The sequence below is a fragment of the Martelella alba genome (assembly GCF_006516955.1).
GTDB classification, from domain to species: domain Bacteria; phylum Pseudomonadota; class Alphaproteobacteria; order Rhizobiales; family Rhizobiaceae; genus Martelella; species Martelella alba.
The window spans coordinates 26,211-39,558 of record NZ_VHLG01000005.1; the positions used below are offsets into that span (position 1 = coordinate 26,211).

The 13,348-nt window shown below is 59.5% G+C and carries 13 protein-coding genes; 3 read left to right on the forward strand and 10 right to left on the reverse strand.

Translation table 11 applies throughout. The features are described from left to right. Positions 1–2: 2 nt before the first annotated feature. Both FJU08_RS11010 and FJU08_RS11015 read right to left on the reverse strand, forming a co-directional pair. Positions 3–818: a creatininase family protein gene (locus FJU08_RS11010; protein WP_141149068.1), complete on the reverse strand. Its 816-nt coding sequence runs from the start codon at positions 816–818 to the stop codon at positions 3–5. A 183-nt stretch (positions 819–1,001) separates the two neighbouring features. Next, entirely contained in the window at positions 1,002–2,000 is a 999-nt protein-coding gene (locus FJU08_RS11015; protein ID WP_181409814.1) for a LysR family transcriptional regulator, read from the reverse strand. A 190-nt stretch (positions 2,001–2,190) separates the two neighbouring features. On the opposite strand from FJU08_RS11015, the gene FJU08_RS11020 reads away from it, so the two are divergent. Further along, positions 2,191–2,841 carry a pyridoxine/pyridoxamine 5'-phosphate oxidase gene (locus tag FJU08_RS11020; RefSeq protein WP_141149070.1) on the forward strand — a complete coding sequence of 217 codons (651 nt, stop codon included), beginning with the start codon at positions 2,191–2,193 and terminating at the stop codon, positions 2,839–2,841. Between the two features lie 109 nt (positions 2,842–2,950). Here FJU08_RS11020 and FJU08_RS11025 read toward each other — a convergent pair whose 3' ends face one another. The 8 genes from FJU08_RS11025 to FJU08_RS11060 all read right to left on the reverse strand — a co-directional run bounded on the left by FJU08_RS11025 (position 2,951) and on the right by FJU08_RS11060 (position 11,783). Further along, on the reverse strand, positions 2,951–3,691 hold the full coding sequence (locus FJU08_RS11025) for an ABC transporter permease (RefSeq protein WP_141149071.1): 741 nt from the start codon (positions 3,689–3,691) through the stop codon (positions 2,951–2,953). After that, entirely contained in the window at positions 3,688–4,527 is an 840-nt protein-coding gene (locus FJU08_RS11030; protein ID WP_235890659.1) for an ABC transporter ATP-binding protein, read from the reverse strand. The genes FJU08_RS11025 and FJU08_RS11030 overlap by 4 nt, the downstream gene beginning before the upstream one ends. Further along, positions 4,512–5,549, reverse strand: a complete 1,038-nt coding sequence (locus FJU08_RS11035) for a zinc-binding dehydrogenase (RefSeq protein ID WP_141149072.1) — start codon at positions 5,547–5,549, stop codon at positions 4,512–4,514. The genes FJU08_RS11030 and FJU08_RS11035 overlap by 16 nt, the downstream gene beginning before the upstream one ends. Further along, positions 5,546–6,619 carry an ABC transporter substrate-binding protein gene (locus FJU08_RS11040; protein ID WP_141149073.1) on the reverse strand — a complete coding sequence of 358 codons (1,074 nt, stop codon included), beginning with the start codon at positions 6,617–6,619 and terminating at the stop codon, positions 5,546–5,548. The genes FJU08_RS11035 and FJU08_RS11040 overlap by 4 nt, the downstream gene beginning before the upstream one ends. A gap of 236 nt (positions 6,620–6,855) precedes the next feature. Then, a complete protein-coding gene (locus FJU08_RS11045; protein WP_141149074.1) occupies positions 6,856–8,094 on the reverse strand; it encodes an amidohydrolase family protein in 1,239 nt (412 codons plus the stop codon). 14 nt (positions 8,095–8,108) lie between these two features. Next, positions 8,109–9,290, reverse strand: a complete 1,182-nt coding sequence (locus FJU08_RS11050; protein ID WP_141149075.1) for an amidohydrolase — start codon at positions 9,288–9,290, stop codon at positions 8,109–8,111. Between the two features lie 22 nt (positions 9,291–9,312). After that, positions 9,313–10,344 (reverse strand): questin oxidase family protein, encoded by a 1,032-nt coding sequence (locus tag FJU08_RS11055; protein WP_141149076.1) that lies wholly within the window; start codon positions 10,342–10,344, stop codon positions 9,313–9,315. A gap of 17 nt (positions 10,345–10,361) precedes the next feature. Continuing rightward, positions 10,362–11,783 (reverse strand): NAD(P)-binding domain-containing protein, encoded by a 1,422-nt coding sequence (locus FJU08_RS11060; protein WP_141149077.1) that lies wholly within the window; start codon positions 11,781–11,783, stop codon positions 10,362–10,364. On the opposite strand from FJU08_RS11060, the gene FJU08_RS11065 reads away from it, so the two are divergent. Beyond that, positions 11,782–11,967, forward strand: coding sequence for a hypothetical protein (locus FJU08_RS11065; protein ID WP_141149078.1), 186 nt, complete (start codon positions 11,782–11,784; stop codon positions 11,965–11,967). The genes FJU08_RS11060 and FJU08_RS11065 overlap by 2 nt on opposite strands. Before the next feature lie 56 nt (positions 11,968–12,023). Then, a complete protein-coding gene (locus tag FJU08_RS11070) occupies positions 12,024–13,289 on the forward strand; it encodes an ABC transporter substrate-binding protein (protein WP_141149079.1) in 1,266 nt (421 codons plus the stop codon). The last annotated feature ends 59 nt before the right edge of the window (positions 13,290–13,348 follow it).

The window sequence follows — 13,348 nt, forward strand, 5'->3', positions numbered from 1 at the left end:
GTTCAGCCCTTGAACATGGTTTTCTGGGTCAGGCGTTCCATCGGGAAGGCGAGCACTTCTTGGCAAAGGGCGACAAGGCTTTCGGCGGAGCGCTGGACATGGGTTGCGCCGCGTTCGGCGTCAGCGGCAGCGGCATTGCCGCAGGCACCGGAGGGATGCAGATCCTGGGTCTGCCAGCCAAAGCCGATCCGGCCCTCGGCCGTCAGCACCTGATTATCGTTTTCCATCTGAACCGACATGGGCTGGAAGTCTTCGGCATATTGCATGTCGACGAGATCGGGATGCAGATGCAGCATGGTCGAGGTTTCGGATTCGCCGCCATGAATGCCGTGCTTCAGCTCGTGCTCGCTGTAGAGATCGGACTGGCTGGCACCGGCCGAAACCCAGGATGAAACGGCGAACATGCCGCATTTGATCCTGAGTTCACGGCAGACGATTTCCATCACCTGCGGCTGACCGCCATGGGAATTGGCGAAGATGATCTTCTTGCAGCCCGCACGCGCCACGCTCTCGCCGATCTCGAACCACAGACGGGCAAGCGTTTCGTAGGACAGCGTCAGCGTGCCGGGATATTCCAGGTGTTCGACCGATTTGCCGACTGCCTGCATCGGCAGAACCATTACCTTCATGTCGTCGGGCATGATTTCGACAGCACGGGCAATGATGCCGGCATTGATGGCCGAATCGACACGGACGGGGAGATGCGGGCCATGCTGTTCAACGGCGGCGACCGGCAGGATGGCGACGAATTCCGACATGTCCATTTCGGAAAAATCTTTCGTCGAATGGTCCCACCACCAGTGCGATTTCAGCGGCATCTCAAATGTCCTTTCATAGTGTCTCAGGCGCGCGCGCCACCTTGCGGACGAGCAAGCCCGTCCGGGGCGTCGCGGAGGCGGCCGGATCAAAATTTGTGCAAATCGAATTTATGCCTGCATTATGATCATTGGAATTGACGTTCGGCAATTCCATATAGGGTTATAAGGGGTATAGGCTGACGCTTATAATGCCGTTGCCGCCGCCAGTTCCGCCAGTCCTGCATCGTTCGGATTATCGGCAAGCTCATCGCTATAGCGGCGCGAGACGTCGCGGATCAGCGCCCGGACCCAGCGATTGGCCGGTGACTGATGGGCGCGCTCGTGCCAGAGCAGATAGAGCCGCATATTGCCGAGCGTGCGGGGCGCGCCGACAACTTTCAGGCCGTAATCAGGATAGCGCGCGGCGACGAAATCGGCATAGGGGCGGGCCGTGGTGAAGATCAGGTCCGTGCGGGCAATCACCGGCGGCACCAGCGCATATTCGGGCACGGAAAGCGCAACGCGGCGCTTGGCGCCCAGCTGTTTCAGCCGTCCGCCGATCGGCGAGAAGGCGGGGCGCACCACCGAGCCAAGTGAGAGATGGGTGACGGAGAGATACTCCTCCATCGTGATTTCGTCGCGACCGGCGAATCGATGCTTCTCATTGACGATACAGGCCATTTCACAATCGAAAATGGTCGAATATTTGAGTGCCGGATGTGGCGAGGGCCAGTTGGCGACCAGAAGATCGGTCTTGCCTGAGGCGAGTTGCTCGGTTAGGTCGTCGCTTTCGGCCGGGGCGAAGAAGTCGATCGAAGCCATCGGTGCCTCGCTGCGCAACCGCTCCGCAATTGGCGGTATCAGGAAACCGCTGAAGCAGCTCATCGCCGAAACCCGCATGGTAAAGGTCGCGGTTGCCGGGTCAAAGGCATCGTTGGGTGCAAGCGCTGCCGAAAGCTCATCAAGAATATGGCGGAGCGACTGGCGAATGACCTCGCCGCGTTGGGTGATGGTCATGGCCTGGCCGCTTCTGACCAGAAGCTGATCGGAAAAGGCGATACGTGCCCGCTTCAGCGTGGCGCTGACCGATGGCTGGCTCTGTCCGAGAATGGCGGCAACGCGTGAGACATTCTGTTCGGTCAGAAGCAGGTAGACCGTATGCAGGAATTTGGCATCGATCGATCCGGTTTGGTCTGTAAACATGGCGCAGTTCTTTTTCTCGCTCGCGCGAAACAGTCTCCCAATTTTGATAAAAGCAATTTTCATTCCAATTCTGCAATGGCCTTATGGGGTTCTTTGCCGCGTTTGAATACGTTTTAGATTGTTTTATTTTGAATGATATTGTTAGTTTGTGATCGTTCAGTTGTGATCGTATCATTGCTAAGGAGTTTTCATGTCCCGCCTGACGCCAGAGACCACCAATTCCTTTCCTGCCCTTGCCAGCGGTGCAACACCGCTTGATGTGGCATCGGCGCCGGAAAATCCGTGTCTTCTGCTGCAGGACTGGGTGCATCACATCCTGTCGATCGAGGCTGTTGAGCCGATGTATGTAACGCTGGCGACGGCCAGTGCCTCGGGCGTGCCGTCCTCACGTACGGTTCAATTGCTGGCGGTTGAGGATGATGCGCTGCTGTTCACCACCAATTTCGGCAGCCGCAAGGGCGTTGAGATGCTGGAGACGGGACGGGCGGCCGTTTCGCTTTACTGGCGGGAAACGGCGCAGTCGGTCAATATCACCGGCACAATCGTGATTGCTTCTGATGCGGAGAATGACCGTCGTTTTGCTGAAGACAGCCGCCCGGTGCAGGCAGCGCGGACCGTTTCGTTTCACGGGCTGCCGCTTGACGATGAGGCGGCGCAGCTGAAGGCGCATGGCGATCTCGTCGCATCAGGCGAGATCATCCCGCGGCCGGATTACTGGCGCTGGTATCGGCTTGTGCCGGATGCCGTCACCTTCTGGGAAGGCCATCCCGAAGCGCTGAACCGGCGGGTCCATTATGCCCGCAGCGAGGCTAGCTGGAGCCATGGGGCGGTTCAGTCGTAACGGCGACTAGATACGGTAATTGGAAAATTGTGACGGCGGGTTTGCGATGAAACCCGCCGTCCGTCTTTTTATCATACCGGGCGCACCCGTCTCTCTATACGTTTGATTGTCACCAGCGGATTGTCAGTCGTTCGGCCAGGCCGACGAGAAAGATCAGCAACAGCGATGTGATGACCGAGACGAAGATCGCCACCCACATCTGTGACAGGTTGAGATAGGTGGTTGCCATGACGATGGTGGCACCGATGCCTTTCGATGTTCCCATGAATTCCGAGACGATCGAGCCGACCATGGCGGCGGTGATCGAAAGCCTTGCGCCGGAGAAGAGGTGCGGCAGGCTGGTCGGCAGGCGCAGGCGCAGGAAAATATCCGTGCGGCTGGCCGACATCGAGCGGAACACTTCCAGTGCCTGGTCATCGACGGAGCGCAGGCCAGTGATGGCGTTGATCATCATCGGGAAAAAGGCCCCGAGTCCGGCGACGATGATGTGTGGGATGGCATTGAAGCCGAAGGCGACAATGAGCGCCGGCGAAATCGCCACGATCGGTGTAACATTGAGCATCAGCGCCACGGGCAGAATGGCGGCGCGCAGAAAGGCAAAATGCACGATCAGGATGGCGAGGAAAATCGCCACCGCGCAACCGATCGCAAAGCCCACCAGTGCGGCATAGATGGTGACCCAGAGATTGTTGAAATAGAAATCCGGGCGGCTCAGAAACTCGTTTGCCACATCGCCGAGCGGCGGCAGGATGCTCTTCAGATTAAGCGCCACCCATTGCCAGCAAAGCCCCAGGATAACGAAAACGATCAAGGGCGCAATGATGGTGATCGCCAGGTTTTTCGGCTTCATTCGTCTGCCTCCCAGCCATCGCGCAGCGTATGTTTGACGGCGCGCACCAGCTGTTCGAATTCCCGCGTTTCGGTCACCTCGAATGTGCGCGGGCGTGGCAGGTCGATATCAATGACGGAATGAATACGGCCCGGCCGTGGTGTCATCACCACCACCTGATCGGACAGGAGAACCGCTTCAAAGGCCGAATGGGTGACAAAAACCACCGTCTTGCGATGCCGTTCCCAGACGGTCAGAAGCCGCAGCCGCAGCGCATCGCGGGTCAGTTCGTCGAGTGCTGAAAAAGGCTCGTCCATCAGCATCAGCGGTGCACCCTGAACGAAGCCGCGGGCAATGGCGGCGCGCTGCCGCATACCGCCGGAAAGCTCGGACGGGCGGGCATTTTTGAAATCGCCAAGCTTCAGCTCGTCCAGCACCTGGTCGGGATCTTCGGGAATACGCAGCGACTTGCCGCGCCGCTCTGCCTCGCGGTTGATCTTCTGCGACAGCAGCACATTGTCGCGGATTGTCAGCCATGGCAGCAGGGCGTTGGATTGCGGGATCCAGGCAATGTTCTTGTCGCGCGATGCTTCGGCCGGTGTCTGGCCGAACAGCGACACCGCGCCCGCCGTCTGCTCTTCAAGGCCTGCAATCACACGCAGAAGCGTGGATTTACCGCAGCCGGACGGGCCGAACAGCGTGACGAACCGGCCACGTTCAATCGAAAGATCGATATCGGAGAGCGCGCGGACCGTGCCGCGATCGCTCTCATAGATCTTTTCAACCTTTTCAACGCAGATCGAACCGAAAGCCGCGTCACGCGGGCCTTTTCTGGCCGCGCTCATGGGGTCAGGCATACGAGAACCTTTCCGAAAAATGCGCCCGATTCCAGTCGCGCTTCGGCTTTGGGATAGTCTTCGAAAGCCCATTTGCTGTCGATGACCAGTTTCAGATCACCACGGCTATAGGCGGCAACAGTGTCGGCCATTTCCTGTCTGGAATAGCCGCCATGGCCGATCAGTGACTTGCCCCAATGGAAGATGCTGGTGTTGCAGATCACAGAATCATTGCCAGCCGTGGTGCCTGACATGACGACCCGCCCGCCGATGCGACAGGCATTGATCGCCTGCTGCAGAAAGGGGCCGCCAACGTGATCCCAGACGATATCCACGCCCTTGCCGCCGGTGAAGGCCCGGGCCGTCTCGACCCAGTTTTCCGCCTTGCGATCGATTACCAGATCGGCGCCGAGGGACCTCGCCGTCGCAATTTTCGAAGGATCCGAGACCAGCGTGATAACGGTCGCACCCCGCATCTTGGCGATCTGGATGCCGGCGCTGCCGAGGCCGGAATTGGCACCGGGAATGACGACTATCTCGCCGGCTTCAAGCCGGCCTGCGCCGAGCAGGCCGTGCCAGGCCGTGACCGAGGCGACGGGAACGGCGGCCAGTTCGGCAAGCGGCAGAACCGAATCTTTGACCGGAATGCAGTTTTCCACCGGTACGGCAACATATTCAGCCAGGCCGCCATCACGGCTTGAGCCGCAGGTTCTCAGCTCCACGCAATATTCCGGCATATTGGCGCGGCAATAATCGCAAGCGTTACATGTAACGACAGGATCGGCAACGACATCCGTGCCGACCAGCGACGCACCGAGCGCCGAGCCGGCCTCGACAACCGTTCCGGCAAAATCCATGCCGGCAATATGCGGCAGGCGGAAGGTGGCGATAACGGGGGCTTTGCGCTGGAGAATATCAAGGCGGTTGAGCGCGACCGCCGCCACCTTGATGATCACTTCGTCAGCCTTTGGCTGAGGCCGGGAGACCTCTTTCATCTCCCGGACCTCTGCGCCGCCAAAGGCGGTCTGAACCCATGCCTTCATGGTGCCGGCCAGACCAGCGCACCATCGGCATAGATGGCGTCGATATAGGTGTTGTCCTGGGCTGTCTCGATATCGGGTGCCGCCTTGACCAGATCGAAGCGCACCAGCATGTCGGCTTCCGGCTGCCACTGGCCGTCGGACTGCTGCCCCGGCATCATGCCTTCCGGCAGGCTGCCCTGCATCAATGCCAGCTCGGTCTGCCAGCGCACCTTGCTCTGCTTCACGTCATAGCCGGAGGTCGAGAGCTTTTCGGCGTAAGACAGCGCCTCATCGAGATTGGCGTCGCTTTCATTGATCCAGTTGAAGGCCTTGAATTCGGCCCGCAGGAAATCCTCGATCGCGGTCGGGTTCTTGGCCGCCCATTCCTTGTTGGCGATCATGGTGTTGAAGGTCGAGTGCACGCCGTAGGCATCCGGATCCCATTCCTTCACCGTGTTGCCCTTGGCTTCGAGAACCTTCGGTTCGTTCGACTTGTAAGCGCCAAGACCCTGGACATTGCCATTGGGCAGGATGGTCGGATCATAGCCGACGGACACCCAGTTGATCTTGCCCATATCGACGCCATTGTCGAGCATCATGGCGGAAAACTGCGGGGCAATCGCGCCCTTGTAGCCGACGGTCTTGCCCTCGAAATCCTTCAGCGCCTCAATGCCGCTGTCGGCCATGGTCAGAAGTTCGATCGCGCCGACATTGCCATAGGTGGCGACGCCGACAATATCGGCGCCGTTGTCGATTGCCACCATCACGTCAGAGGCCGAGCCGACACCGGCGATCTGCGCGGTATTGGCGCTGACCAGCTGGCTGTTGGTCGAGCCGGGTTCGATGGCGACGTCGAGACACAGATCGTCAAACAGGCCGCGCTCCTTGGCGGCGACGACGTCAAGAATGCCGAGCGTTGCCGCATAGGCAAAGGAGGTGAGGAAGGTGATCTTGCCTGCCGCCTTGTTGGCCTCGCAGCGGTCCGGGCTGATCGCGGTTTCGGCATGGGCAGGTGCAACCGTGCCCGCCGCAAGAAACAGCGCCAGGGCGCTGAGGCCAGCCGAGCGGCGCGAAAAAAGAGGATGATGCATGTGCTGTTCTCCGGTTTTTTAGGTGTCCGCATCGCAAAGGCGACGGGCAAAACGCAAAGGCCGGTCGGTCGTTTTATGCCGGAAAGCCTGACCTGTTGCGCTTGATTTGAAGATTATCATGCTCGATGAAATGCACAACATTTTCGAACGATTTAGAACTTAAAAAAACACAAAGTCACAAAATGGTCGCAACAATTTCCGCACAGACAGACATGTTACGGGGCGGGATTGTCGTTTCAGTCGCCATTTGCCCGGAAAATACGCGGCGCCGGACATTCGAAGCTCGGGCGTCCCGCTTTGAAACCATGGGTCGCGGGTGCAATGGTGGCGATGGCCTCGGCCGGGCTCTCTGCGTCGAAAAGCACCAGTGTCGCGGCTGCGCCGGGTGCAATTTTCGGCGGCTGGAGGCCGAGCATCTTTGCCGCTTCATCCGTCACCATGGCATAGACGATATCGAGATCGGCGGGCGTGCCGATCTGGGCGATATTGGCGTAGAGATTGGCCATGCGCATCAGCGAGACATCGCCAAAGGGCGTGAAGGGGTTCATCACATTATTGGTCGACAGTGTCGCATTGCCGCCAGCGATGACCATCAGATGGGCAGGCGTCAGCCCGCGTGGCACGAGGTGATCGGCATTGCGGCCATTGAGGAACAGATCGGTTGCCGGCAGAACGGTAAGGCCGATGCCTGCCGCTGAAAGTTCAGCGATTTTCTCGGCAAATTCCTCAGGCGGCAGGGCTGAAAGCTTGGTGACATGGCCGATGGATACACGGCCCTGATAGCCGCGCTTCACCGTTTCGGCGATGATCGCCGGAACATTGGACCCATGCGGGTCGAGATCGAAATCAACGTGGAAATCGACCGGCACGCCGAAGCGTTCGCCGAGATCGAAGATCTTTGCGATATGGATGGCCGGATCGGGATCGGTATAGGGGCAGCCGCCCACTTGATCGGCGCCATCGGCAAGTGCCGCCGCCAGCATCTCTTCCGTGCCGGGATCGTTGGTGAGGCCCTCCTGCGCAAAGGCGCAGATGATGATGTCGATCAGCTGGGCATAGTCGCGTTTCAGCCGCTTGATGGCTTCAAAGGAGCGGAAACCGGCGCGCGGATCGATCTCGACGAAAGTCCGCATCCGGTTGGTGCCGTGGGAGATCGCCTGTTCGATCACGCGGGCAGCGCGGTCATAAACGTCGTCTTCGGTGAAAGCGGCCTTGGCTTTGGCGGTTTCGCGCACAGCCTCGGCCAGCGTCCCTTCGCAAAGGGTGCAACGGGAGATGATTCCAGCCTTGTCGAGATGGATATGGGTTTCTGTGAGGCCGGGTGTGGCGAGCCTGCCTTTCGCGTCAAGTTCCGGTGCATCGCAGCGGAAATTGCTGCCGATGGCTGCAATCTTGTCGCCGGAAAAGGCGATGTCAGTCAGCCCGTCCCGACCGGCGAGGCGGGCATTGCGGATGACGAAATCGATATCGGACATTGTCGCTCTCACGCTCAGATCAACTGCCCCGCTTCAGCAATTTTGCGTCCGGCCTTGTAGACCGTGCGCTCGCGAGAGCGCCCGGCAACAGCCTCGGCAACGGAGCCTGCCCTGATAAGCAGGAAATCGGCGGGGGCTCCAATGGCAAGCGCTTCGCTGCGGCCAAGCACAGCACCGGAGGCGGCGGTGACAAGGCTGAGCGCCAGCGCCAGATCCTCATCGGCACGGAAATCCTGCCGGTCGCAGATGATCCCGGCGCGCTCGATGAGATCGCCATTGCCGAAGGGCGACCAGGCGTCGCGGATATTGTCGGAGCCGGCGAAGACGCGCACGCCTTCCGCCTGCAATTGTTTGACCGGCGGCATGGATACGGGGCCGGGGCCGTTGGTCATGATCGAAACATTCGCCTTCGCAAGCAGCGCTGCGGTGCGGGCAAAATCATCGGTCGCCAGTTCGCCAAGGCAGAAGGCGTGACTGACGGCGACCTTGCCTTGAAGGCCAAGCGCGATGCTGCGCTCGGCAATCTGGCGCAGTTCGAAAGCACCGAGCGCGCCGCCATCATGCAGATGCAGGTCAATACCGATGCCGTGTTTGCCAGCAATGGCGAAAATGGCATCGAGGTGGCCGGAAATGTCATTGTCGATGCCGGCCGGATCGAGCCCGCCAACGAGATCAGCGCCGGCCTCAATCGCGGCGTTGAGCAGATCAGCCGTGCCAGGATCGCGGACAATGCCGGACTGCGGGAAGGCGACGGTCTGGATGTCGATGAGGTGCCCGTGGCTCTGCTTCAATGATAGCACAGCCTCAAGACCGGAAAGCTTTGCCTCGGTGTCGATATCGACATGGCTTCTGACGGCAACCGTCCCCATCGCAGCGATCTGTTCGATCAGCGCGCCGCCACGCGCTGTGACCGGCAGTGACACCGTGCGGCGCAACTCGCGCTCGGCGGCAATGCGTTTGGCCACCGTATCGCCCGGAATATGCGGGATGAAGGGCAGGCCGATCAGGGTCTTGTCGAGATGGATATGGCCGTCGACAAGGCCGGGCAGCAGCAGCAGGCCAGCGCCGTCGACCACATTTGCAAGCCCTGCGGCTGCATTCGGGCCGATGCCGGTGATGACGCCACCGGTGACGACAATGGCCGTCGGCGCGCCGTCGCTGCCGATAAGATTGTCGATGACGAGATCTGTGGCCATGCCGTCCCCCTTTATGTGTCTGTCAGTCGATCAGCTTCAGCCGTTTGGCGGCGGCAACGCGATAGAGCCGGTCGCCGCCCCAGGCCTTCTGTTCCTCCTGGGCGGAGAATGTCAGGCTTATATCATGCTCATCGTAAGATGCGATTGCCGCAGTGCGGATTTCCGGCCAGTCCGGGCAGGGGAGATTGCGCATGGTCTCTACCGCGTCGGTATCGGGAAATTGGGGGAAGCCGATTTTCGGCATCAGCGAGGCGATAACCTGCCAGAAAGCACGGTAGAGCGGTTGCTTGTCGTCCTCGTTTACATGCCAGGTGACGAGACGCATCCAGTGCATGCCGGTGAGGGCATGAAGGGCGGAGAAATCGAGCGTTGCAGCGAAGGCGACGAGCGAGACTGCCGTCATCTGCCGCACTGTGTCGGGCCGAAAGATCAGCCGGTCAATCACCGGCGCGAAACCGTCAAGGGCGGCAACGGCGCGGATATTGTGCCAGAGAAGATCTGTCTCGGTCTTGTAATCGTGAATGCCGGGAATATCGGCAATCGCGGCCAGCACGGCGGCTGGATCTTCCGTGTCGCCTGCAAAGCGGCCCGGGCCGGGCAGGGGTAGATAGGTCGTCGCCCAGTAGCCGAGTGCATGGCCGACCTCGCGGGCATCATTCTTGAGCACGCCATAGGCAAGCCGCATCAGCGGATGGGTGGCGCTTGCAGCCAGACCCTGCGTCATCACCGGTAGATAGCTGCGGATTGCCCGGTCGATACCAAGCCGCTGAACCTCTCCGACGAAAAAGCCGCGATAATCAGCCTCTCGTGTTCTCTCTCCCAGTGCATCGGTCCAGTTATAGGGATCAATGGCCGCGACCGGTTCCGGGATTGGCGGCACTTTATGGCTTTCGCGATAGGCCTCGTACCATTCGTCAAGGCGCTCAGGCGTTGCGCCCAGCCGGTCAAGCGCGATCAGTACCATCGGCACATGATTGGCGAGCAGGTAGGGAAATTCGACGCTTCCCGTCTGGGCTTTGGCAAGAACCGTGTCGAGCGATAGGGGCGTGGTCATGTCAGTCTCCTCCCGCCTCAGGCGGAAATCTTGTCGCGCGGATCAAAATGCAGCTCGCTATAATTGGCAAACTCGTCCTGCAACCGGTCGCTTTCCTGCAAAAACAGTGCTTGAGTCAAACCGTCGGCGATGCGGGCAATCCCGTATTTTACCCCGGTGATCCCGTTGCTGACCGGACCGAGGCTCGGTACGGCGCCGCCGTTGAAGATATGGACGCGGCGCACCCACTGGTCCGTTGTGCTCTTCGGGGTTAGCTCGAAACCATGGCCAAGATAGGGGAAGGGGCCGATGGCGGGGGCTTCCTCGATGACTTCTGCCGTGAACCGGTCCTCCCAGCGCAGAAAGCGGCCTTCAAGGGCTGCAAGCTCCGGGCGCAGGGTAAAGTCTACTGCATAGCCGGTGCCGAGCAAAATGTGATCGATGACATGCGCGCCGCTGACCGTGGTAACGGCAAGCCGGTCGCCCTTGATGATCATGGACTTAATGCCGCTGGCAAATTCCATTCTGAACTGCGGATAGGCACATGCGCGGTCAAACTGATCCTGCGTTGGCGGCACTTTAAGGGCGAAGAAGCTCTTGGTAAAACGCCACTTTTCGTCATCCGACAGCGATGCGTAGTGGCCGAGATAGCCGGGAAAATTGGTCCATGCCAGCGCTTCGGTGCGTGCCAGGCTTTTGGCGCGGGCCACCATGGTCACGCTTTTTGCGCCTTTCTCCAGCGCCCGGACGGCCCAGTCAAAACTTGATGTCGCCGAGCCGAGCACGATCACATCCTTATCCGCAAGGTGGCTGTCATCAGCCTCTTCAGCGCTGTGGGTCCAGAACTGTCTCGGCAGTGCTGCGATATCGGCCGGGATCAGCGGGCCGCCACAGCCATCGGTGCCATTGGCGAGGATCAAGTGGCGGCAGGTGATCTCCTTTGGAAGCGATGTATTGCCCGAAAGCGAAAGGCGCACGCCGTCTTCGCCTTCGGCAACGGCCTCCAGCCGGGTCTCGTTATGGATTTCGACGTCGATCGCATCGCGGAACCACAACATGTAGTTCATCCAGTCGGGCCGGGCGATCTTTTCGATCCCGGCAAAACTGTCGGCGCCATAGACGGTTTCATACCAGGCACGCGGCGAGAGGCTCGGAATGCCGAAATCGGGGCCGGCCAGCGTCTTCGGCGAGCGCAGCGTCTTCATCCGGGCAGAGGTGATCCACGGCCCCTCGCGCCCTGTCACGCTCTGGTCTATGACGATGACCCCGCCAATGCCGCGCCGCTTCAGCGCAAAGGCTGCGGAAAGCCCGTTCAGTCCTGCGCCGACGATGACGACATTATAGCGGTTATCCGCTTGCGGTTTTTCCAGCCAGACCGGCGCCATGCCCTCAATACATTCGATCTCATAGGTGGCGCGTGATTTCAGCGCGGCAAGCCGTGTCCTCAGGTCTTCGCTCATGGCTGAAAATCCTGTGGCGGGAAAAACATGCGCATTCTTTGGTCCGATCGGAGAATTGATTAAAGCTAAGGCAGAAAAGCGGGTTTCTGTCTCAAATTTGGGCGATAATGTTCTATTTTGTGATTTTTTACCGCAATTGAATTTTTGTCAAGTGCGCTTGAGTGCGTTTTTGTTTGATGTATAGTGATATCGATCAAGTCGCCAGGTCGGGCGTCTTAAGGTCGTAAAAAGGGGAACAGAATGAAACTTGCATCCGCAGCAGCACTGACCGCGCTCTTGCTCGGTTCCACCGCCCTTGCCCAGGACAAGCCACTTGATGGCGTGACCCTGACGCTCGCGTCTCAAAATGACCAGTTTGCCGCGGTGATCGCGGATCTGGCGCCGAAATTCGAAGAGGAGACCGGCGCCAAGCTGAATGTCGATATTCTCGACTATGGCTCGCTTCTGACCAAGACGACGGCGGATTATATCGGCGATACGGCTGGTTATGATCTCGTCACCATGGATATCGTCTGGGCCGGTGAATATGCCGAGAATGGCTATTCTGTCGATCTGACCGATCTGATCAAGCGCGATGCCGCCGAGATCGATGTTGACGACATCTATCCCAATCTGATGATGGGGCTCGGTAATTTCGACGGCAAGCAGGTCGCCTTTCCGTTTGCAGGCTATGCCAATGTCCTTGCCTATAACAAGACCATGTTTGATGCGGCAGGCCTGACGGCGCCAACGACGATGGAAGAGTTCGTTGCCGACGCCAAGACGCTCACCGATCCGGAAAAGGGCGTTTACGGCTTCGTTGCCAATGGCCAGAAGGGCCCGGCGGTCGCGCAGGACTGGATGCAGTATAATACCGAAATGGGCGGTTCGATCATGGGTGCCGACGGCAAGCCGGCGCTCAATTCGGATGCCAATGTTCAGAGCCTGACGGTCTATGCCGATCTGTTCAAGACCGCAGCACCGCCCGGCGCTGCCAATTATGACTGGGGCGGCCGTGAGGAAAGCTTCCGTCAGGGTGTTGCCGCCCAGATGCAGACCTGGTCGGTCGGCGCGCCGGGCTATTACAATCCCGACATGTCCAAGATCGTTGATGACGTTGCCATCACCGTTGCGCCACATGGCGAAAATGTTCCGCCAGCCTATGGTATCGGCGGCTGGGGCATGGCGATCAATGCCGATATTTCGCCCGAGCAGCAGGAAGCCGCCTGGACCTTCATCAAATGGCTGACGAGCCCGGCGGTCCACAAGGAGTTCAATCTCATGGGCGCGGGTAGCTTCCTGCGCAAAAGCGAGATGACCGACCCGGATCTGCTGGCGAAATTCCCCTTCCTGCCGGTTGTCGCCGAAACTTTCGAGAAGGGTGATTACAATTATCGCCCGCGTATCCCGGAATATCCGCAGATCCAGGATATTCTCGGTACGGCCGTCAACGATGTTCTGGTCGGCAATGCCGATCCGCAGGAAGCGCTGGATGCCGCGCAGAAGGAAGCCGAAGATCTGTTCTGACCGGCGTCTCCTGATGTTGTGAATTGCCCGGTGGCTGTCATTGCCGCCGGGCATACTGA